Below are 17629 nucleotides of genomic sequence, written 5' to 3'. Positions count from 1 at the left end.
GGCACAGACGGGATTGTCACGTGGGCGTGTCCACGTCGTCCCATTCGTGGTCCTCGAACCGGACCAGCCAGTTCAGCGCATGGTGCCGTTCCGCAACCACCCCGGCGTCGAGCCCTTGCGGCAGCGCAGCTTCCTTCATGCGCGCCTGGCGTATCAGCCAGTGCAGACGGTAGTGCAGGTCGAGTGCGTCCAGGATCTCGCTCTCCGTTCGCACCTCTGCTCGTATCTGCGCGGCACGCATCGCCCCGGCCACATCGCGCGCATCCAGCATGGTGCGTGTCGCGAGCGGCACGTCGCAGATCGCCTCGGGAAAGGGCAGCGCGTCGACTAGGCCCATGGCCCACTCGAGCACGAACAGGCACTCGAACCGCCAGCCGAACTGCACGACCGTCGACTCCGCCGGCGCGCCGTCGGAAAGAAAAGCCTGCTCCTTCGGCGTGAGGCTTGCCTGTGCGGACGGCAGACGTTCCAGCAATTCGCCCACCGCGAGCGGCTCGTTGTTGGCGACCGACTCGGCCCGGGCCGACACCGCCAGCAGCGCAAAGGCCCTGCCCGCCAGGTCCTCCGGCGCGCGCAGCCGCAATTCAGGCTCCGAGATCAGGGGCGGCAGGTGTTGCGGGACCGGCATGCCGCGCGCTGCCAGCAGCGCCTCGGTCCGCGCCTTTCGCTGCCAGGCCTCGGGCGGATAAGGAAGCGCAGCCTCCCTGTCGGGCTCCTCTCCTGCGGCGGACAGCAGGACCCGTCCGTTGGGGTCGCGAATGCCGCCGTCGGGCAGGAACACGATGGCGTTCGCGCGCTCGGCCCATGCCGAGAAGGCGTCGAGTTGCGACTCGTCGATCGACAGGCTCAGGTGTTGCCGCACCCGCTGGATGTGCCGCATCACGTGGTAGCGGTTGCGCGACATTTCGCCGTCGCCCCGGCTCAGCACATAGCCCACGAATCCCGAGAGGTGCGTTGCGAGTTCCGCATCCGACAGGTCGCGGCGCGCAAGGAGGGTGTGCGCAAAGTCCGGTGCCGGCACATCGGCACGCGTGCAATAGGCATTGATCAGCACGCCTTCGCCGCCTTGATCGTCAGCACGCTCGCCCGGCGGCTGCGCGGGCTTGGCCGATGCGCCCAGCCCTCTCAGTCTTGTCAACAAACCCTTCATTGAAATGTCCTCGCTGATTGTTTGAAATCGGGTCTCTTTCGTCGGCCCGTGAACAGGCTCACGGTTCCTGGCTCGTCATCCGTTCATACAAGGTCGCCCGCGAAATACCGAGCAGCCGCGCCGTCGCCAGCTTGTTCCCGCCGGTCGACGCCAGCGCCGCCGCGATCGCCTTGCGTTCCAGCTCGGCCACCTGCTGCGCCAGCGGCCGCAGCAGCGCGGCTTCTTCGTCGGCGTCGTGTGCGTTTTGCAGCATGGCCGGCAGCTCGATCTGCTCCAGCCCCGCTTCGCGCAGGATGCGTTCGAGCTGCACGGCGTCGATGCGTTGCGAGTCGCTGCGCATGGTCACCTGCTCGAGCACGTTGCGCAGTTCGCGGATGTTGCCGCGCCAGTGCTGGCCGGCGAGCAGCGCGAGCGCGTCGGGCGTGAGTTCGGGCGGCGCCTCGCCGCTGCGCAGGGCCATGTCCTCGCCCAGCGCCTCGACCAGCGCGGGAATGTCGGCGCGCCGTTCGCGCAGCGGCGGCACGCGCAGCGGCAGCACGTTGAGGCGGTAGTACAGGTCTTCGCGGAACTGGCCGCGGCGCACCAGCTCGGGCAGGTCGCGCGAGGTGGCGGCGATCACGCGCGCATCGAAGGGCACGAGCTTGTTGGAGCCCAGCGGCTCGATCTCGCCCTCCTGCAGCGCGCGCAGCAGCTTGGCCTGCAGGCCCAGCGGCATGTCGCCGATCTCGTCGAGAAAGAGGCTGCCGCCGTCGGCCAGCTTGAACTTGCCTTCTCGGCCCTTGCGGTCGGCGCCCGTGAAGGCGCCGGGTGAGAAGCCGAAGAACTCGGCTTCGAGCAGGGTGTCGGGCACAGCCGCGATGTTGACGCTGACGAACTGCCCCTTGGCCCGCGCCGACGACGCGTGGATCGCATGCGCCAGCAGCTCCTTGCCGGTGCCGGTCTCGCCCAGCAGCAGCACCGGGCTCGCCGACTGCGCCGCGCGGCGCGCGTGGCGCTTCACCTCCACCGCGGCGGGGCTGCTGCCGATGAAGCTCGCGAAGGTGTACTTGGAGCGGCGCTGCCCGTCGGGCGCGTGCTGGTAGAGCGGGTTGTTGCGCTGGCTCGCGAGTTCGCGGCGCGCGTCGTCGAGGTCGCGCTGCAGCAGCGCGAACTTGCTGATGAGCGGCTGCAGCGTGGTCTCGGGCTGGTCGAACAGCACGATGCCGATGGCGCCGATCACCTCGCCCGCGCTGCCCTCCCGCTCCTCGCGCAGAGGGATCCGGCTGACCACGAAGGTGCCGGCCTTGTTGGTGAGCAGGTCGACCAAAATCGGCTCGCCGGTTTCCAGCACGCGGCGCATCTGGGTGTTGGGGATCACGTCTTCGACCATGTGCCCCATGAACTGGTCGATGGACGAGAAGCCCAGCGCCGGCAGGAAGCGGCGGTAGCCCTCGTTCACCCACACGATGCGCCCGCCCCGGTCGACCAGGAACATGCCCTGGCTGACGCTGGAGAACAGATGGAACATGGAGCGCGCGGCCAGCGCGAGGATGCCGTCGGCATCGAGGGGCAAGGCGGGCGGTGCGGTGGAGGCGGCGGGCATGGCGGAATCGTAGCGCGGCTTCCTTCCATGGCATGGCTCCGCATCGCGGCCCGTGCATGACAAACTGCGGCACCCCCACCCTCTCGGCCCGCACGGCCTGCCCTCATGAGCACGTCCGAGATCTTCCTGATCGCCATGCTGATCATCTTCACCGCGCCCTACCTGGTGTGGCGGCTCGGGCGCACCGAGTATTTCGCGCCGCTGGTGGTGGTGCAGATCGTCACCGGCATCGTGCTCGGACCGGGCGTGCTGGGCGCGGTATTCCCGGCGTACTACAAGTTCGTCTTCAACGCGCCGGTGGTCCAGTCGCTCAACGGCATCGCGCAGTGGGCGGTGATGCTGTTCGTGTGGATCGCCGGCATCGAGCTCGACCTGCGCAAGGCCTGGGCGCACCGTCGCGAAAGCGGCATCACCGCCGGCCTCGCGCTCGGCGTGCCGCTGCTGTTCGGCAGCGCGGCGGCACTGGGCATGCTGATGTTCCCCGGCTGGATGGGCGCGAAGGCGCAGACCTGGCAGTTCGTGCTGGGCATCGGCATGGCGTGCGCGGTGACGGCGCTGCCGATCCTGATCCTGTTCATGGAGAAGCTGCAGATCCTGCGCCAGCCGATCGGCCAGCGCATCCTGCGCTACGCGAGCCTGGACGACATCGCGATCTGGGGCGTGCTCGCGCTGATCCTGATGGACTGGGCGCGTGTCGGAAAACAGCTCGCCTTTCTCGCGGTGTTCGCTGTCGCAAGCGCCGCCTTCCGCTGGCTGATGCTGCGCGTTGCGCCGCGCGACCGCTGGTACCTGGGCCTGGTGTGGCTCGCGGCCTGCGGGCTGGGGGCCGACTGGTCGGGGCTGCACTACATGGTGGGCGCGTTCATCGCGGGGGCCGTGATGGACTCGCACTGGTTCGACCAGAAGGAGATGGACGGGCTGCGCCACAACGTGCTGCTGGTCGCGATGCCGGTGTTCTTCCTGAGCACCGGCCTGCGCACCGACTGGCAGGTGGGCGGCGCCGCGGTGTTCGTGGCGGCCGGCGTGCTGCTGGTGGCGTCGGTGGGCGGCAAGCTCATCGGCACGCTGGTGGCCGGGCGCCTGCTGCGCTGGCAGCCGGGCGAAGGCCTGCTGATCGGGTGGCTGCTGCAGACCAAGGCGCTGATCATGATCATCTTTGCGAACGTGCTGCTGGACAAGGCGCTCATCACCAGCGAGGCCTTCACCGCGCTGCTGCTGATGGCGGTGGCCAGCACCATGCTCACGGTGCCCGTTGTTGCGCCGCGGCTGCAACGGATGAAAGAGATTGTTCTGCGCAGCAAGTAGCGCCCCGGCGGCCGAAGACAAAAGCCTTCAGGAAGCCTTAAGTAAATCAATCGTTTGATTTTTAGCGTGGTCTAATGCCGCGCATGACCGCGAGCGATTCCCTCACTCCAGGCCCCCAGGCCCCGCGCCGCGCACCGCGCGCCGACGGCGCCGAGGCACGCCACCGATTGCTCCACACCGCGCTGCGGCTGTTTGCACAAAAAGGTTTCGCCAAGACCTCGACCCGCGAGATCGCGCGCGAGGCCGAGGTGAACATCTCGGCCATCAGCTACTACTTCGGCGACAAGGAGGGGCTGTACGCCGCCACCTTCTGCGAGCCGATGGGCGGCGACGCCAGCGACCTGGTGGCCGCCTGCAAGGTGCCGGGCCAGTCGCTCGAGGAAACGCTGCGCATCTGCATGGTGTCGATGATCGACCCGCTCAAGCAGGGCGAGATCGTGCGGCAATGCATCCAGCTGCACATGCGCGAGATGCTGGACCCCACCAGCCGCTGGGCCGAGGAGCTCGACCGCGAAATCAAGGGCCCGCACCGCGCCATTGCCGAGCTGCTGTGCCGCCACCTGCAGGTGGACCGCGCCGACGACGACATCCACCGCCTGACCTTCGCGATCACCGGGCTGTCGATGCAGCTCTACGTGAGCCAGGATTTCATCGAGGCCTTGCGCCCGTCGCTGCTGCGCACGCCGCGCGCCATCGACACCTGGGCCGACCGGCTCACGGGCTACGCGCTGGCGCTGGTCGAGGCCGAGGCGGCGCGCCGCCGCACCGAGAGAAAGCAGAAGAAATGAGAAGACTCCGACCGAAACTGATCGCCACCCTCTTCCTGCCGCTGGGCCTGGGACTGGGCCTGACGGGTTGCACGCTGATGCGCCCGCCCGCGCAGGTGGAAGCACCCTTGCCCGCCCAATGGAACGCGCCGCTGCCGCACGGTGGCTCGCTCGCGTCGCTGGCCGACTGGTGGCGCCAGCTCGACGACCCGTTGCTGGTCGAGCTGATTGCCGCGGCCGAGGCCGCCAGCCCCAACGTGGCGAGCGCCGCGGCGCGCGTGGCCGAGGCGCGCTCCACGCGCGTTCAGGCCGGCGCGGCGCTGCTGCCGAGCCTGGACGGCACGGCGTCGGCCAGCCGGGGCACCTCGGGCTTTTCTTCGGGTGGCTCCACCACCGGCAGCAGCGGAACGGGCAGCACGGGCAGCAGCAGCAGCAGCTCAACCTCGGCCAGCACACCCGTCACCACGCTGCAGGCCGGCCTGCAGTCGAAGTGGGAGGTCGACCTGTTCGGCCGCCTGCGCGCCGACCGCGACGCCGCCGAGGCCAAGCAGAGCAGCGCCAACGCCAAGTGGCACGACGCGCGCGTGGCGGTGGCCGCCGAAACGGCCAATGCCTACTTTGCCGAGCGCGCCTGCCGGCAGCAGTTGCGCGTGGCCGAGTCGGACGCGCGCTCGCGCTCGGAAACCGCGCGCCTGACCGACCTGTCGGCCAAGGCCGGTTTCACCGCGCCGGCCGACGCCGCGCTGGCACGCGCCAGCGCCTCGGACGCGTCGGGCCGCCTCACGCAGCAGCGCGCGCAGTGCGCCGTGCAGCGCAAGGCGCTGGTGGCGCTCAGCGGCATCGACGAGACCACGCTCGAGCAGAAGCTCGCCGCCGCGCCCGCGCAGCGCGCGTTGCCCCTGGTGGGCAGCATCGCCAGCGTGCCGGCCGACGCCATCGCGCAGCGGCCCGACGTGTACGCGGCCGAACTCGGCGTGGCCTCGGCCAGCGCCGACGTGGGCTCGGCCGAGGCCGAGCGCTATCCCAAGCTCACGGTGTCGGGCTCCATCGGCCGTTCGCAGTTGCGCGTGAGCGGCTTTCGCCAGTCGCTCGAAACCTGGACCGTGGGGCCGGTGTCGCTCACCGTGCCGCTGCTCGACGGCGGCGCGCGCAAGGCCAACACCGACGCGGCCAAGGCCCGCTACGCCGAGGCCGTGTCGCTGTACCGCGCCGATGTGCGCCAGGCGGTGCGCGAGGTGGAAGAAGCCCTCGTCAACCTCGACGCCACCGACGCCCGCACCATCGACGCCGACAGCGCGGTGAAGAACTACCAGGCCTCCTTCGACGCCACGCAGGCCCGCTACAGCAGCGGCCTGGCCAGCCTGTTCGAGCTGGAGGACTCGCGCCGCACGCTGTTCACCGCGCAGACCGCGCGCGTCTCGCTGCAGCGCGAGCGCGCCGAAGCCTGGGTGGCGCTGTACCGCTCGATGGGCGGCGGCTGGAACCGCTCCGCCACCGCCTCCCCCGAGATCACCGAATCGTCCCCAATGACCACCACCCCGGCCGCCAAGGTCGCGACGTCGCCATGAAATCAATGAAGCGTTCCACCCTCGTCGTCGCGCTGGTCGCGCTGGTCGTCGTCCTTGCGGCGGTGTTCTTCCTCACGCGCAAGTCCCCGGACAAGGCGGGCGAACCCTCCGCTGCCGCGGCCAAGGCCGGCAAGGACGGCGCGAACACGCCCAAGCCCGCGCTGACCGTCACCGTCACCAGGCCCGAAGCCACCGAGCTCACGCTGACCCTCGCGGCCAACGGCAACGTCGCCGCTTGGCAGGAGGCCGTGGTCGGCTCCGAATCGAACGGGCTCAAGCTCGCCGAGGTGCGCGTGAACGTGGGCGACGTGGTCAAGAAGGGCCAGGTGCTGGCCGTGTTCTCGCCCGAGACGGTGCGCGCCGACATCGCGCAGTCGCGCGCCTCGCTGGCCGAAGCCCGCGCCACCGCGGCCGACGCCGCCGGCAACGCCGCGCGCGCCCGCACGCTGCAGGCCACCGGCGCGCTGAGCCAGCAGCAGATCAACCAGTACCAGACCACCGAGCAGACGGCCAAGGCGCGCGTCGAGGCGGCCGAGGCCGTGCTGGCCGCGCAGGAAGTGCGCGGGCGCAACACGCAGGTGCTGGCACCCGACGACGGCGTGATCTCCGCGCGCACCGCCACGGTGGGCAGCGTGGTCGCGGCCGGCACCGAGCTGTTCCGGCTGATCCGCCAGGGCCGCCTCGAGTGGCGCGCCGAGGTCACCTCGGCCGAGCTGGGCCGCATCGCGGTGGGCACCACGGCCTTCGTGGTGAGCGCCAGCGGCGCGCAGGTGCGCGGCAAGGTGCGCAGCATCGCGCCCACGGTCGACCCGCAGACGCGCGCGGCGCTGGTGTATGTCGACCTGCCCAACGTGCAGCAGAACACCGGCATCAAGGCCGGCATGTTCGCGCGCGGCGACTTCGAACTCGGCCGCAGCTCGGCGCCCACGGTGCCGCAGATCGCCATCGTGCCGCGCGACGGCTTCAACAACGTCTTCCTGCTCAAGCCCGACAACAAGGTGGCGCAGCTGAAGGTGCAGATCGGGCGCCGGCTGAACGACCGCATCGAGATCACCAGCGCGCTGCCCGAGGGCGCGCGCGTGGTGGTGCAAGGCGCGGGCTTCCTGAACGACGGCGACCTGGTGCGCGTGGTGGACGCGCCCGTGTCCGCGCCCGCACCGGCGGCGGCGTCCACAGCAGCGCCCACTTCGGCGCAGCCTGCGGCGCAATCGGCGCAGCCTGCGGCGCAACCGGCCCAGCCTGCGGCTTCCGCCGCCGCGGCCAAGTAATTTCAAAGGACACGCCATGAACGTTTCCGCCTGGTCCATACGCAACCCGATTCCGGCGGTGATGCTGTTCGTGCTGCTCACCTTCGGTGGGCTGCTGTCGTTCAACGCGATGAAGGTGCAGAACTTTCCGGACATCGACCTGCCGACCGTCACGGTCTCGGCGTCGCTGCCCGGTGCCTCGCCTTCGCAGCTGGAGAACGACGTCGCGCGCAAGCTCGAGAACTCCATCGCCACCGTGCAGGGCCTGAAGCACATCACCACCAAGGTGCAGGACGGCGCGGCCACCCTCATCGTGGAATTCCGCCTCGAGAAGCCCGTGCAGGAAGCCGTGGACGACGTGCGCTCCGCGGTGCAGCGCGTGCGCGCCGACCTGCCGGCCGACGTGCGCGACCCGGTGGTCACCAAGCTCGACCTGGCGGGCCAGCCGGTGCTGGCCTTCACCATCGCCTCGTCCCACATGGACAACGAGGCGCTGAGCTGGTACGTCGACAACGACATCACCAAGAAGCTGCTCGCGCTGCCCGGCGTGGGTGCGGTGAACCGCGTGGGCGGCGTCACGCGCCAGGTGCACATCGACCTCGACCCGGCCAAGCTGCAGGCGCTGGGCGCTTCGGCCGGCGACATCTCGCGCCAGCTGCGCCAGGTGCAGACCGAAAGCGCGGGCGGACGCTTCGACCTGGGCGGCAGCGAGCAACCCGTGCGCACCATGGCCACGGTGCAGTCGGCCGACCAGCTCGCCGACATGCAGATCGCGCTCACCGACGGCCGGCGCGTGCGCCTGGACCAGGTAGCGCGCATCAGCGACACCATTGCCGAGCCGCGCGCGGCCGCGCTGCTCAACGGCAAGCCGGTGGTGGGCTTCGAGGTGGCGCGCAGCCGCGGCGCCAGCGAAGTGGAAGTGGGCCACGCGGTGCAGAAGGCGCTGGCCGACCTGCGCGTGCAGCGCCCCGACATCGAGCTGACCGAGGCCTTCAACTTCGTCGACCCGGTGGAAGAGGAATACAACGGCTCGCTGCACCTGCTGTACGAAGGCGCCATCCTGGCGGTGATCGTGGTGTGGCTGTTCCTGCGCGACTGGCGCGCCACCTTCGTGTCGGCCGTGGCGCTGCCGATGTCGGTGATTCCGGCCTTCATCGGCATGCACCTGCTGGGCTTCTCGGTGAACGTGATCTCGCTGCTGGCGCTGTCGCTGGTGGTGGGCATATTGGTGGACGACGCCATCGTGGAGGTCGAGAACATCGTGCGCCACCTGCGCATGGGCAAGACACCCTACCAGGCGGCCATGGAGGCGGCCGACGAGATCGGGCTGGCCGTGATCGCCACCACCTTCACGCTCATTGCGGTGTTCCTGCCCACGGCCTTCATGAGCGGCGTGGCCGGCAAGTTCTTCAAGCAGTTCGGCTGGACGGCCTCGCTCGCGGTGTTCGCCTCGCTGGTGGTCGCGCGGGTGCTCACGCCCATGATGGCGGCTTACATCCTCAAGCCCATCGTCGGTGCGGAGAAGGAACCCGGCTGGCTGCGCTGGTACATGCGCGCGGTGGAATGGAGCACGCACAACCGCTTCAAGACGATGGTGCTGGCCACCCTCTTCTTCTTCGGTTCGCTGGCGATGATCCCGCTGCTGAAGACCGGCTTCATTCCGCCGGACGACAACTCGCAGACGCAGGTGTACCTGTCGCTCGCGCCCGGCGCCACGCTGGCGCAGACCACGGCGGCATCGGAGGAAACGCGCCGCCGCGTGATGCAGGTCGCCCACGTGAAGAGCGTCTACACCACGGTGGCGGGCGGCAGCGCGGGCGGCGACCCGTTCGCCAGCTTCGGCACGCCCGAGACGCGCAAGGCCACGCTCACGATCAAGCTCGACCCGCGCGGCGACCGGCCGCGCAAGCAGGTGATCGAGAACCAGATCCGCGCCGCGCTCGAGACGCTGCCCGGCGTGCGCAGCACGGTGGGCCTGGGCGGCTCGGGCGAGAAGTACATCCTGGCGCTGACGGGCGAAGACCCGGTGGCGCTGGCCTCGGCCGCGAGCGCGGTCGAGAAGGACCTGCGCACCATCCACGGCCTGGGCAACATCACGTCCACCGCCAGCCTGATCCGCCCCGAGATCGCCGTGCGGCCCGACTTCGCGCGCGCCGCCGACCTGGGCGTGACCAGTTCGGCCATCGCCGAGACGCTGCGCGTGGCCACGCTGGGCGACTACGACCAGTCGCTGGCCAAGCTCAACCTCGCGCAGCGGCAGGTGCCGATCGTGGTGAAGCTGGAAGACTCGGCGCGCCAGGACATCGACCTGCTCGGGCGCCTGTCGGTGCCGGGCGCGCGCGGGCCCGTGATGCTGAACCAGGTGGCCTCGCTCACCATGGAAGGCGGCCCGGCCGTGATCGACCGCTACGACCGCTCGCGCAACGTGAACTTCGAGATCGAGCTGTCGGGCGTGGGCCTGGGCGACGCGAAGGCAGCGGTCGAGAAACTGCCTTCGATCCAGAAGCTGCCGCCCGGCGTGCGCATTGCCGAGGTGGGTGACGCCGAAGTCATGACCGAGCTGTTCGCGAGCTTCGGGCTGGCCATGCTCACGGGCGTGCTGTGCATCTACATCGTGCTGGTGCTGCTGTTCAAGGACTTCCTGCACCCGGTGACGATCCTGTGCGCGTTGCCGCTGGCGCTGGGCGGTGCGTTCGTGGGGCTGCTGATCGGGCAGAAGGCGCTGTCGATGCCGTCGCTGATCGGCTTGATCATGCTGATGGGCATTGCCACGAAGAACTCGATCCTGCTGGTGGAGTACGCCATCGTGGCGCGCCGCGACCACGGCATGAGCCGCTGGGACGCGCTGCGCGACGCCTGCCACAAGCGCGCGCGGCCCATCATCATGACCACCCTGGCCATGGGCGCGGGCATGCTGCCGATCGCGGTGGGCTTCGGCGCGGCCGACTCCAGCTTCCGCTCGCCGATGGCGATGGCGGTGATCGGCGGGCTGATCACCTCCACCGTGCTGAGCCTGCTGGTGGTGCCGGCCGTGTTCACCTACATCGACGACATCGAGCACTGGATCCGGCGCACCGTGCGCAAGCTGCGCGGGCAGCCGGCGGACCCGCACATCGACGACGACCTCGCCGAGACGCCGCAGCACTGATGCGCTGACGCGCCGGCGCATCCGGGCCGGCGCCAACCGGTTAGCGGGCCCGAAAACCAGAAGGCGCCGCGCCGCACGAAACGTGCGAGGCGGCGCCTTCGAGGGTCTGCGAAGACTTGGGGCGAATCAGGCGTCGAGCTGCGCCAGCCGCTTCAGCTTGCGTTCGCTCATGCGCTTGGCCAGCCGCGGCAGCACCAGCACGGCCACCACGATGACCACCAGCGTGATCGACATCGGGCGCTGGAAGAACACCACCGCACTGCCCTCGCCGATCGACATGGCATTGCGCAGTTGCGCTTCGGCCAGCGGCCCGAGGATCATGCCGACCACCACGGGGGCGGTCGGGAAGTCGAAGCGGCGCATCACCACGCCCAGCAGGCCGATGGCGTACAGCAGGAACAGGTCGAACGCGCTCTGGCGCATGCCGTAGGCACCCACCGTCGCGAAGATCAGGATGCCGGCGTAGAGCTGGGGCTTCGGGATCTTCAGCAGCTTCACCCACAGGCCGACCATCGGCAGGTTGAGCACCAGCAGCATCACGTTGCCGATGTACAGCGAGGCGATCAGCGCCCACACCAGCGCGGCCGAGGTGGTGAAGAGCTGCGGGCCCGGCTGGATGCCGTAGTTCTGGAACGCGCCCAGCAGGATGGCGGTGGTGTTCGAGGTGGGAATGCCGAGCGTGAGCAACGGAATCAGCGCGGCCGTCACCGTGGCGTTGTTGGCCGCCTCGGGACCGGCCACGCCTTCGATGGCGCCCTTGGTGCCGAACTCGGCCTTGTCCTCGGGGTTCTTGACCAGCTTCTTTTCCATCGCATAGCTCAGGAAGGTCGGGATCTCGGTGCCGCCGGCCGGAATGCAGCCGAAGGGCGTGCCGATGGCGGTGCCGCGCAGCCACGCTGGAATGGAGCGCTTCCAGTCGCGCTTGGTCATGTGCACGCGGCTGAGCTTGTTCTGGCCTTCGGTGACCTTGCCTTCGTAGAGCACCGCATACAGCACCTCGGCCACGGCGAACAGTCCGACCGCGACCAGCACGATCTCGATGCCGTCGAGCAGCTCGGGCACGCCGCCGGTGTAGCGGCCCTGTCCGGAGATCTGGTCGAGGCCGACGCAGCCCGCGGCCAGGCCGACGAACAGCGCCGTCATGCCGCGCAGCGTGCTCTTGCCCAGCACCGCGCTCACGGTGGTGAAGGCCAGCAGCATCAGCAGGAAGTACTCGGGCGGGCCGAGCTTGACCGCGAACTCGGCCACGAAGGGCGCGAACAGCGTGACGATGACGGTGGCGATGGTGCCGGCCACGAAGGAGCCGATGGCGGCCGTGGCAAGCGCGGCGCCCGCGCGGCCGCTCTTGGCCATCTTGTTGCCCTCCATTGCCGTCACCATGCTGGCGGTTTCGCCGGGCGTGTTCAGCAGGATGGAGGTGGTCGAGCCGCCGTACATGGCGCCGTAGTAGATGCCCGAGAAGAAGATCATCGAGGCCGTGATGTCGACCTTGCCGGTGATGGGCAGCAGCATGGCGACCGCCACGGCCGGGCCGATGCCGGGCAGCACGCCCACGGCGGTGCCGAGCGCGCAGCCGACCAGGCACCAGAGCAGATTGATCGGGGTGATCGCGGTGGCGAAGCCCGCCATCAGTGCGTTGAAGATTTCCATGTCAGAACCACCCGGTGTTGGTGAGGCCAGGCAGGTTGATGGCCAGGAATTGCGTGAACATCCAGAACACCGGGGCGGAGATCAGCGCGCCCGCGATGAAGTCGATGGCCCAGGTGCGCGGCAAGTTCACACCGGCCTGCCCGCTCGCGCGGCGCAGCCCCTGCACGGCCAGCACGTAGCACAGCGTGCAGCTCAGGATGAAGCCGAGCGTGGTGATCAGCGCCGCGTTGAGCAGCAGCCCCGCCGACACCCAGACGAAGCCGGGCCAGTAGGCCTGCGCGGCACCCGTGGGCGCATCGAGCTCGCGAAAGCCGCCGGTGCGTGCTTCCCAGAGGATCCAGCCGCCGCACAGCACCAGCACCACCGACACCAGCCACGGCAGGAAGTTGGGGCCGACGCCGCCGTAGCCGGCTTCGGAAGAAATGCCGATGGCGCCGAAAGCCAGCGCCAGGCCGGTCAGCAGGACGCCGGCGCCGACCAGGGTTTGCGGCCATGTGGCCGCAGGCCGGGCCTCGCCGGAGAGCGGGACCGAGGAGTCTGGAGTTGTCATTTTTTCTCCCGGGAGGAATGTGGAACTGGATTTGAAAACGGCACGCTGTCGTCTCTTGCGAGGACAGCGCGCCGTGGGGCGGGCCAGGGGTGCGCGCCGGGGGTCAGACCATGCCGGACTTGGTCATGATGGCGCGCAGGCTGGCGAAGTCGTCGTCGACGAACTTCGCGAACGCGTCGCCCGACAGCACGGCCGGCGTCCATTCGTTCTTCTTGAGCGACTCGGCCCACGAAGCGCTCTTCATGGCGGCCAGCACCATGTCGGTCAGCGCCTTGCGCTGTTCGGCCGAGATGCCGGGCGCGCCGTACACGCCGCGCCAGTTGCCGATTTCCACGTCGATGCCCTGCTCCTTCAGCGTGGGCACGTCGATGCCCGGAAGGCGCTTGGCCGAGGTGACGGCGATGGCTTTCATCTTGCCGGCGGCGATGTATTCGGCGAACTCGCTGTAGCCGCTGCCGCCGATGGTGACGTTGCCACCCAGGATGGCGGCGGTGGCTTCACCGCCTCCGCGGAAGGCCACGTAGTTGATCTTGGACGGGTCGGCACCGACCTTCTGCGCGATCATGGCCGCGGCAATGTGCTCGGTGGAGCCGCGCGAACCGCCGCCCCACTTGACGCTGCCCGGGTCTTTCTTGAGCTGGGCCACGACGTCGGCCATGGTCTTGAACGGTGAGTTCGAGGGCAGCACGAACACGTTGTATTCGGTGGTCAGGCGCGCGATGGGCGTGGCCTGCTCGAGCTTGACCGGCGGCTTGCCGGTGATGATGCCGCCCAGCATGACCGAGCCCATGACCATCAATGCGTTGGCGTCGCCCTTGGAACCGTTCACGAACTGGGCCAGGCCCAGCGCGCCGGCGGCGCCGCCCTTGTTGTCGTAGGTGACGGTGTCGGCCACCTTGGCGTCGTTCAGCGCCTTGCCCAGCGCGCGGCCCGTGGTGTCCCAGCCGCCGCCCGGGTTGGCGGGGATCATCATCTTGACGTTGGCAGCGGCCCGGGCCGACAGTGGCAGGGCACCGGCGGCGGCCAGCGCGGCCAAGGACTTCAGAAAGGTATCGCGACGCATTGTTGTCTCCTGAAAACTGGAAGGAACTTGAAAGGAACCTGACTTGAACCTGAGCGCTATCATGCGCCGCCCCGCTGTCAGTTGGCTGTCCGCCGGACTGGGGAAAACACTGAAGAACACACCCGCCGTCCCCCTATGAAGCTGCTGCTGGTCGAAGACGACCCCTCGATGCAAATCACCCTGCAGCGCACCCTCGGGCGGCGCCGCATCGACGTGCGCATCTGCGGCGACGGGGCCGAGGCCGTGGCGCAATGGCGCGCCGTCGAGCCCGACGTGGTGGCGCTCGACCTGAGCCTGCCCAACCTCGACGGCCTGCAGGTGCTGGCCCAGGCGCGCGCCGAAGGGCTGCGCACGCCGGTGCTGCTGCTGACGGCGCGCGGCACCGTGGGCGACCGCATCATGGGACTGAACGCCGGGGCCGACGACTACCTGCCCAAGCCCTTCGACCTCGACGAACTGGAGGCCCGCATCCGCGCGCTGCGCCGGCGCAGCCACGGCGTCGCCGGGCAGGACGCGGGCCTGAACCCGCAGGAGGTCGGCGGCCTGCGCTTCGAGCCCGACAACGGCGCCATCTACCACCGCGCCGAACTGCTAGAGCTCACGCCGCGCGAGCTGGCGCTGCTGAAGGCGCTGATGATGAAGCCCGGCCACGCCGTGACCAAGGAGCGCCTGTTCGAGCTGGTGTTCCCGGGCGAGGCCGACGTGCAGTACGAGGCCATCGAGGTGGTGGTGTACCGCCTGCGCAAGAAGCTGGTGGGCACGGGCGCCGTGCTGATGACCATGCGCGGCCTGGGCTACCTGCTGCGCCCCGAGACATGACCCGCGTTTCATCGCTGCGCGCGCGGCTGCTGCTCGGCATCCTCGCGCCGATCGCGCTGTTCATCGTGATCAACAGCGTGAGCGTGTACCGCCAGAGCCTGGCGGCGGCCACCACGGCCTACGACCGCACGCTGCTCGCGTCGGCCAAGACCATCGGCGAGCAGCTCGACGTGGAGGGCTACGACGAGCTGGCGCAGTTGCGCGCCATCGTGCCCTACTCCGCGCTCGAGGCCTTCGAGGCCGACAACCGCAGCCGGCTGTTCTACCGGGTGTCGGCGCTCGACGGCGAGATGATCTCGGGCTTTGCCGAGCTGCCCTTCTGGCGCGGGCGCATTCCCGACCGCAGCGCGTACGCCGCGCTGGTGGATTTCTACGACGCGCAGTTCCGCAACCAGCCGGTGCGCGTGGCGGTGCTGCTGCAGCCGGTGGCCAGCGCGCGCGGGCGCGGCATGGCGGTGGTGCAGGTGGCCGAGACGCTGGAGATCCGCGAGACGCTGGCGCGCAAGCTGCTGGTCGACACGCTGTGGCGCCAGCTCCTGCTGATGGGCGTGATCGCGCTGGCCACGGTGTTCGTGGTGCAGCGCGCCACGCGCCCGGTGCGCGAACTCGGCGAGGCCATCGAGAGGCGGCCGGCCGACGACCTCTCGCCCATCGACGCACCCGACGCGCCGCGCGAACTGCGCCCGCTGATCGACGCCACCACGCAGGTCATGGGCCGGCTGCAGGGGCTGCTCGACCACCAGAAGCGCTTTGTGCGCGACAGCGCCCACCAGCTGCGCACGCCGCTGGCGGTGCTGAAGGCGCAGGTGCAGTCGGCGCGCCGCGGCGACGTGGCGCCCGAGCAGGCCTTCGGCGAAATCAGCCAGACGGTGGAGCGCGCGACCGCGCTGGCCAACCAGATGCTGTCGCTCGCCAAGGTGGAGCAGCTGCGCCAGCAGCCGGAGTCGGTGACGCTCGATTTCGGCGAGGTGGTGCGCCAGATGGCGCTCGACCTGTCGCCGCTGGTCGCCGACAAGGCGCTCGACTTCGAGCTCGCCATCGACCGGCCGGTGCGGGTGCGGGCCCACCAGTGGATGCTGCAGGAGCTCACGCGCAACCTGCTGCACAACGCGATCAAGCTGAGCCCGGTGGGCGCCGCGCTGTCGGTGTCGGTGCAAGCGGATGGCGACGAGGCGGTGCTGACGGTGCGCGACAGCGGCCCGGGCATTTCGGACGAACTGCGCCAGCGCCTGTTCGCGCCGTTTTCCGCCGGCAGCACGTCGAGCGGCTCGGGGCTGGGGCTGGCGATCTGCCGCGAGATCGTGCTGGCGCTGCAGGGGCGCATCAGCCTGGACAACCGCGCGGCAGGCGGGCTGGACGCTGTGGTGCGGCTGCCGCTGTGGCCGTTGGAACCGTCGACAGCCTAGCTGCGGTCGCGGCACAATTCCACATCTCCACTTTCCACCTTCTATGGAACGCCTGCGCATCGACAAATGGCTCTGGGCCGCCCGCTTCTTCAAGACGCGCTCGCTGGCCGCGGAGGAAATCGGCAAGAACCGCGTGCAGGTGAACGGCGACGTCGCCAAGGCCTCGCGCGAGGTGAAACCCGGCGATACCGTGGCCCTGCGCATGGGCCCGCTGACGCGGACCGTGACGGTGCGCGGCATCAGCGGCCTGCGTGGGCCGGCGCCGGTGGCGCAGCAGCTCTACGAGGAGACGCCCGAGAGCATCGCGGCGCAGGCGGCCTTTCGCGAACTGCGCCGCACGGGCAGCGAGCCGGCCCTGTCCATCGAGCAGGGACGCCCCACCAAGCGCGACCGGCGCGAGCTCGACGGCGCGGTGCGCCAGCATGCCGACTGGGACAACCGCTGGAGCGCTTCGCTCAGTCCGGACGACGACGAGCGCTGACCACCGGTAGCTGATCGCTTACGCTGTCGGCTTCGTTTTCTTCACGGAGTCCCTGCTTCATGGCCAGCTTCAAGAAATACCGCGTCGGCGACAAGTTCAAGCTCTCGCACATCGACCCCGACGACACGCCCTTCTGCGAAGGCGATGAAGCCTCGCAGCGCGCGGAGGTCGACGCACTGGCGGTCGAGCTCGACGAACTCCAGGACCTGCTGCACGCCGAAGGCAAGCGCAAGCTGCTGCTGGTGCTGCAGGGCATGGACACCAGCGGCAAGGACGGCACCGTGCGCTGGGTGTTCTCGCGCACCTCGCCGCTGGGCGTGCGCGTGTCGGCCTTCAAGGCGCCCACCGTGGACGAGCGCGCGCGCGACTACCTGTGGCGCTGCCATGCGGTGGTGCCGCGCACCGGCGAGATCATGGTGTGGAACCGCAGCCACTACGAAGACGTGCTGGTGCCCGTGGTCGAAGGCTGGATCGACAAGGCGGAAACCAAACGCCGCTATGCGCAGATCAACGACTTCGAGCGGATGCTCACGGAGACCGGCACGGTCGTCGTCAAGTGCATGCTGCACATCGACAAGGACGAGCAGCGCGAGCGCCTGCAGGCGCGCATCGACACGCCGGGCAAGCAATGGAAGTTCAGCATGGACGACCTCGAGGTGCGCACCAAGTGGAGCGCCTACCAGCAGGCCTACCAGACAGCGCTGAGCCACACGTCGAGCGACCACGCGCCGTGGCACGTGATTCCGGCCAACAGCAAGCGGCACCGCAACGTGATGATTGCGCAGCTGCTGGTGAAGACGATGCGGCAGATGAAGCTGAAGGCGCCGCCGCCCGATCCGGCACTCAAGGGAATGATCGTCAAGTGAGCGCGCAGGCCTTGGCAGCGGGCCTTG

At 69.4% G+C, this 17629-nt stretch carries 14 protein-coding genes; 9 read left to right on the top strand and 5 right to left on the bottom strand.

Annotation, left to right across the window (positions count from 1 at the left end):
- Positions 1–16 precede the first annotated feature (16 nt).
- Both BM013_RS22060 and BM013_RS22055 read right to left on the bottom strand, forming a co-directional pair.
- On the bottom strand, positions 17–1150 hold the full coding sequence (locus tag BM013_RS22060) for a DUF4272 domain-containing protein (RefSeq protein WP_093129782.1): 1134 nt from the start codon (positions 1148–1150) through the stop codon (positions 17–19).
- A 58-nt stretch (positions 1151–1208) separates the two neighbouring features.
- Positions 1209–2732 carry a sigma-54 interaction domain-containing protein gene (locus BM013_RS22055; RefSeq protein ID WP_093129781.1) on the bottom strand — a complete coding sequence of 508 codons (1524 nt, stop codon included), beginning with the start codon at positions 2730–2732 and terminating at the stop codon, positions 1209–1211.
- A gap of 105 nt (positions 2733–2837) precedes the next feature.
- Between BM013_RS22055 and BM013_RS22050 the strand changes: the two genes are divergently transcribed.
- From BM013_RS22050 to BM013_RS22030, 5 genes are all read left to right on the top strand, one after another.
- Complete coding sequence (locus BM013_RS22050; RefSeq protein ID WP_093129780.1) at positions 2838–4037, top strand: cation:proton antiporter; 1200 nt, start codon at positions 2838–2840, stop codon at positions 4035–4037.
- A gap of 83 nt (positions 4038–4120) precedes the next feature.
- Positions 4121–4825 carry a TetR/AcrR family transcriptional regulator gene (locus tag BM013_RS22045; protein WP_093129956.1) on the top strand — a complete coding sequence of 235 codons (705 nt, stop codon included), beginning with the start codon at positions 4121–4123 and terminating at the stop codon, positions 4823–4825.
- Positions 4822–6372 (top strand): efflux transporter outer membrane subunit, encoded by a 1551-nt coding sequence (locus BM013_RS22040; RefSeq protein WP_093129779.1) that lies wholly within the window; start codon positions 4822–4824, stop codon positions 6370–6372. The genes BM013_RS22045 and BM013_RS22040 overlap by 4 nt, the downstream gene beginning before the upstream one ends.
- Positions 6369–7640, top strand: a complete 1272-nt coding sequence (locus BM013_RS22035) for an efflux RND transporter periplasmic adaptor subunit (protein ID WP_093129778.1) — start codon at positions 6369–6371, stop codon at positions 7638–7640. The genes BM013_RS22040 and BM013_RS22035 overlap by 4 nt, the downstream gene beginning before the upstream one ends.
- A gap of 16 nt (positions 7641–7656) precedes the next feature.
- Positions 7657–10767 carry an efflux RND transporter permease subunit gene (locus BM013_RS22030; protein ID WP_093129777.1) on the top strand — a complete coding sequence of 1037 codons (3111 nt, stop codon included), beginning with the start codon at positions 7657–7659 and terminating at the stop codon, positions 10765–10767.
- Positions 10768–10893: 126 nt separating this feature from the next.
- Here BM013_RS22030 and BM013_RS22025 read toward each other — a convergent pair whose 3' ends face one another.
- The 3 genes from BM013_RS22025 to BM013_RS22015 all read right to left on the bottom strand — a co-directional run bounded on the left by BM013_RS22025 (position 10894) and on the right by BM013_RS22015 (position 14030).
- On the bottom strand, positions 10894–12417 hold the full coding sequence (locus tag BM013_RS22025) for a tripartite tricarboxylate transporter permease (RefSeq protein ID WP_093129776.1): 1524 nt from the start codon (positions 12415–12417) through the stop codon (positions 10894–10896).
- Between the two features lies 1 nt (position 12418).
- Positions 12419–12967 carry a tripartite tricarboxylate transporter TctB family protein gene (locus BM013_RS22020; protein WP_093129775.1) on the bottom strand — a complete coding sequence of 183 codons (549 nt, stop codon included), beginning with the start codon at positions 12965–12967 and terminating at the stop codon, positions 12419–12421.
- A 103-nt stretch (positions 12968–13070) separates the two neighbouring features.
- The gene (locus BM013_RS22015) at positions 13071–14030 is read right to left on the bottom strand and encodes a tripartite tricarboxylate transporter substrate binding protein (protein ID WP_093129774.1); all 960 of its coding nucleotides are present in this window, start codon (positions 14028–14030) and stop codon (positions 13071–13073) included.
- Between the two features lie 135 nt (positions 14031–14165).
- On the opposite strand from BM013_RS22015, the gene BM013_RS22010 reads away from it, so the two are divergent.
- From BM013_RS22010 to BM013_RS21995, 4 genes are read left to right on the top strand one after another with little or no spacing between them, the layout of a single operon-like run.
- A complete protein-coding gene (locus tag BM013_RS22010; RefSeq protein WP_093129773.1) occupies positions 14166–14849 on the top strand; it encodes a response regulator transcription factor in 684 nt (227 codons plus the stop codon).
- Positions 14846–16255, top strand: a complete 1410-nt coding sequence (locus tag BM013_RS22005; RefSeq protein WP_093129772.1) for a sensor histidine kinase — start codon at positions 14846–14848, stop codon at positions 16253–16255. Before BM013_RS22010 ends, BM013_RS22005 begins: the two co-directional genes overlap by 4 nt.
- A gap of 43 nt (positions 16256–16298) precedes the next feature.
- On the top strand, positions 16299–16736 hold the full coding sequence (locus tag BM013_RS22000) for an RNA-binding S4 domain-containing protein (RefSeq protein ID WP_093129771.1): 438 nt from the start codon (positions 16299–16301) through the stop codon (positions 16734–16736).
- A 59-nt stretch (positions 16737–16795) separates the two neighbouring features.
- Complete coding sequence (locus BM013_RS21995; protein WP_093129770.1) at positions 16796–17602, top strand: PPK2 family polyphosphate kinase; 807 nt, start codon at positions 16796–16798, stop codon at positions 17600–17602.
- Positions 17603–17629 lie beyond the last annotated feature (27 nt).

This window comes from Variovorax sp. OK605 (assembly GCF_900115445.1).
Taxonomy (GTDB): Bacteria; Pseudomonadota; Gammaproteobacteria; order Burkholderiales; family Burkholderiaceae_C; genus Variovorax.
Note: the sequence above shows the minus strand (reverse complement) of the source record. Positions and strands in the feature narration are given on the sequence as shown.

What these genes read in the sequence shown, in the direction of transcription:
- BM013_RS21995 (WP_093129770.1), top strand. Translation starts at nt 16,796, where the DNA reads ATGGCCAGCTTCAAGAAATACCGCGTCGGCGACAAGTTCAAGCTCTCG.
- BM013_RS22045 (WP_093129956.1), top strand. Translation starts at nt 4,121, where the DNA reads ATGACCGCGAGCGATTCCCTCACTCCAGGCCCCCAGGCCCCGCGCCGC.
- BM013_RS22000 (WP_093129771.1), top strand. Translation starts at nt 16,299, where the DNA reads ATGGAACGCCTGCGCATCGACAAATGGCTCTGGGCCGCCCGCTTCTTC.
- BM013_RS22015 (WP_093129774.1), bottom strand. Translation starts at nt 14,030, where the DNA reads ATGCGTCGCGATACCTTTCTGAAGTCCTTGGCCGCGCTGGCCGCCGCC.
- BM013_RS22025 (WP_093129776.1), bottom strand. Translation starts at nt 12,417, where the DNA reads ATGGAAATCTTCAACGCACTGATGGCGGGCTTCGCCACCGCGATCACC.
- BM013_RS22010 (WP_093129773.1), top strand. Translation starts at nt 14,166, where the DNA reads ATGAAGCTGCTGCTGGTCGAAGACGACCCCTCGATGCAAATCACCCTG.
- BM013_RS22040 (WP_093129779.1), top strand. Translation starts at nt 4,822, where the DNA reads ATGAGAAGACTCCGACCGAAACTGATCGCCACCCTCTTCCTGCCGCTG.
- BM013_RS22050 (WP_093129780.1), top strand. Translation starts at nt 2,838, where the DNA reads ATGAGCACGTCCGAGATCTTCCTGATCGCCATGCTGATCATCTTCACC.
- BM013_RS22005 (WP_093129772.1), top strand. Translation starts at nt 14,846, where the DNA reads ATGACCCGCGTTTCATCGCTGCGCGCGCGGCTGCTGCTCGGCATCCTC.
- BM013_RS22060 (WP_093129782.1), bottom strand. Translation starts at nt 1,150, where the DNA reads ATGAAGGGTTTGTTGACAAGACTGAGAGGGCTGGGCGCATCGGCCAAG.
- BM013_RS22020 (WP_093129775.1), bottom strand. Translation starts at nt 12,967, where the DNA reads ATGACAACTCCAGACTCCTCGGTCCCGCTCTCCGGCGAGGCCCGGCCT.
- BM013_RS22055 (WP_093129781.1), bottom strand. Translation starts at nt 2,732, where the DNA reads ATGCCCGCCGCCTCCACCGCACCGCCCGCCTTGCCCCTCGATGCCGAC.
- BM013_RS22035 (WP_093129778.1), top strand. Translation starts at nt 6,369, where the DNA reads ATGAAATCAATGAAGCGTTCCACCCTCGTCGTCGCGCTGGTCGCGCTG.
- BM013_RS22030 (WP_093129777.1), top strand. Translation starts at nt 7,657, where the DNA reads ATGAACGTTTCCGCCTGGTCCATACGCAACCCGATTCCGGCGGTGATG.